1 rRNA gene is annotated in these 2965 nt (G+C 50.2%); it reads right to left on the bottom strand.

The features are described 5' to 3' along the window. Window positions 1-14: 14 nt before the first annotated feature. Window positions 15-2938 (bottom strand): 23S ribosomal RNA (locus tag A33S_RS0100265). Between the last annotated feature and the right edge of the window lie 27 nt (window positions 2939-2965).

The raw sequence follows: 2965 nt of genomic DNA, 5'->3' as shown, positions 1-2965 counted from the left end.
CAAAACATTTAAAATTGATTAAGTCTTCGATCGATTAGTATTCGTCAGCTCCACGTATCGCTACGCTTCCACCTCGAACCTATTAACCTCATCATCTTTGAGGGATCTTATAACCGAAGTTGGGAAATCTCATCTTGAGGGGGGCTTCATGCTTAGATGCTTTCAGCACTTATCCCGTCCATACATAGCTACCCAGCTATGCCGTTGGCACGACAACTGGTACACCAGAGGTATGTCCATCCCGGTCCTCTCGTACTAAGGACAGCTCCTCTCAAATTTCCTACGCCCACGACGGATAGGGACCGAACTGTCTCACGACGTTCTGAACCCAGCTCGCGTACCGCTTTAATGGGCGAACAGCCCAACCCTTGGGACCGACTACAGCCCCAGGATGCGATGAGCCGACATCGAGGTGCCAAACCTCCCCGTCGATGTGAACTCTTGGGGGAGATAAGCCTGTTATCCCCGGGGTAGCTTTTATCCGTTGAGCGATGGCCCTTCCATGCGGAACCACCGGATCACTAAGTCCGTCTTTCGACCCTGCTCGACTTGTAGGTCTCGCAGTCAAGCTCCCTTATGCCTTTACACTCTATGAATGATTTCCAACCATTCTGAGGGAACCTTTGAGCGCCTCCGTTACACTTTGGGAGGCGACCGCCCCAGTCAAACTGCCCGCCTGACACTGTCTCCCACCATGATAAATGGTGCGGGTTAGAAAGCCAACACAGCTAGGGTAGTATCCCACCAGCGCCTCCACGTAAGCTAGCGCTCACGTTTCTAAGGCTCCTACCTATCCTGTACAAGCTGTGCCGAATTTCAATATCAGGCTACAGTAAAGCTCCACGGGGTCTTTCCGTCCTGTCGCGGGTAACCTGCATCTTCACAGGTACTATGATTTCACCGAGTCTCTCGTTGAGACAGTGCCCAAATCGTTACGCCTTTCGTGCGGGTCGGAACTTACCCGACAAGGAATTTCGCTACCTTAGGACCGTTATAGTTACGGCCGCCGTTTACTGGGGCTTCGATTCGTGGCTTCGCAGAAGCTAACCACTCCTCTTAACCTTCCAGCACCGGGCAGGCGTCAGCCCCTATACATCACCTTACGGTTTAGCAGAGACCTGTGTTTTTGATAAACAGTCGCTTGGGCCTATTCACTGCGGCTCTTCCGGGCATACACCCCAAAGAGCACCCCTTCTCCCGAAGTTACGGGGTCATTTTGCCGAGTTCCTTAACGAGAGTTCGCTCGCTCACCTTAGAATTCTCATCTTGACTACCTGTGTCGGTTTGCGGTACGGGCACCAAGTATCTAGCTAGAGGCTTTTCTTGGCAGTGTGAAATCAACGACTCGAGGAAACGTATTTCCTCTCCCCATCACAGCTCAACCTTATGAGTGCCGGATTTGCCTAACACTCAGTCTTACTGCTTGGACGTGCACTCCAACAGCACGCTTCGCCTATCCTACTGCGTCCCCCCATCGCTTAAAACGATAATAGGTGGTACAGGAATATCAACCTGTTATCCATCGCCTACGCCTGTCGGCCTCAGCTTAGGACCCGACTAACCCAGAGCGGACGAGCCTTCCTCTGGAAACCTTAGTCAATCGGTGGACGGGATTCTCACCCGTCTTTCGCTACTCACACCGGCATTCTCACTTCTAAGCGCTCCACATGTCCTTGCGATCATGCTTCACCGCCCTTAGAACGCTCTCCTACCATTGTCCGAAGGACAATCCACAGCTTCGGTAATATGTTTAGCCCCGGTACATTTTCGGCGCAGTGTCACTCGACTAGTGAGCTATTACGCACTCTTTAAATGATGGCTGCTTCTAAGCCAACATCCTAGTTGTCTGGGCAACGCCACATCCTTTTCCACTTAACATATATTTTGGGACCTTAGCTGGTGGTCTGGGCTCTTTCCCTTTCGAACATGGACCTTATCACCCACGTTCTGACTCCCAAGTTAAATTATTTGGCATTCGGAGTTTGTCTGAATTCGGTAACCCGAGAGGGGCCCCTCGTCCAAACAGTGCTCTACCTCCAATAATCATCACTTGAGGCTAGCCCTAAAGCTATTTCGGAGAGAACCAGCTATCTCCAAGTTCGATTGGAATTTCTCCGCTACCCACAGCTCATCCGCTCACTTTTCAACGTAAGTCGGTTCGGCCCTCCATTCAGTGTTACCTGAACTTCAGCCTGGCCATGGGTAGATCACCTGGTTTCGGGTCTACGACCAAATACTATCTCGCCCTATTCAGACTCGCTTTCGCTACGGCTCCACATTTGCAGCTTAACCTTGCATCAGATCGTAACTCGCCGGTTCATTCTACAAAAGGCACGCCATCACCCATTAACGGGCTCTGACTATTTGTAAGCACACGGTTTCAAGTTCTCTTTCACTCCCCTTCCGGGGTACTTTTCACCTTTCCCTCACGGTACTGGTTCACTATCGGTCACTAGAGAGTATTTAGCCTTAGGAGATGGTCCTCCTAGATTCCGACGGAATTTCACGTGCTCCGTCGTACTCAGGATCCACTCAAGAGAGAAAACATTTTCGACTACAGGATTATTACCTTCTTTGATTCATCTTTCCAGATGATTCGTCTAACATTTTCCTTTGTAACTCCGTATAGAGTGTCCTACAACCCCAATAGGCAAGCCTATTGGTTTGGGCTCTTCCCGTTTCGCTCGCCGCTACTCAGGGAATCGATTTTTCTTTCTCTTCCTCCGGGTACTAAGATGTTTCAGTTCTCCGGGTCTGCCTTCTGACATGCTATGAATTCACATGTCGATAACACAACATAACTTGTGCTGGGTTCCCCCATTCGGAAATCTCTGGATCACAGCTTACTTACAGCTCCCCAAAGCATATCGTCGTTAGTAACGTCCTTCATCGGCTTCTAGTGCCAAGGCATCCACCGTGCGCCCTTAATAACTTAATCTGTTATTAATCATGTGTGTTACTGACC

The organism is Staphylococcus massiliensis CCUG 55927, from assembly GCF_000298075.1.
GTDB lineage: Bacteria > Bacillota > Bacilli > Staphylococcales > Staphylococcaceae > Staphylococcus > Staphylococcus massiliensis.
The sequence above is the reverse complement of the archived record's forward strand: the minus strand, read 5'-3'. Positions and strand labels throughout refer to the sequence as shown.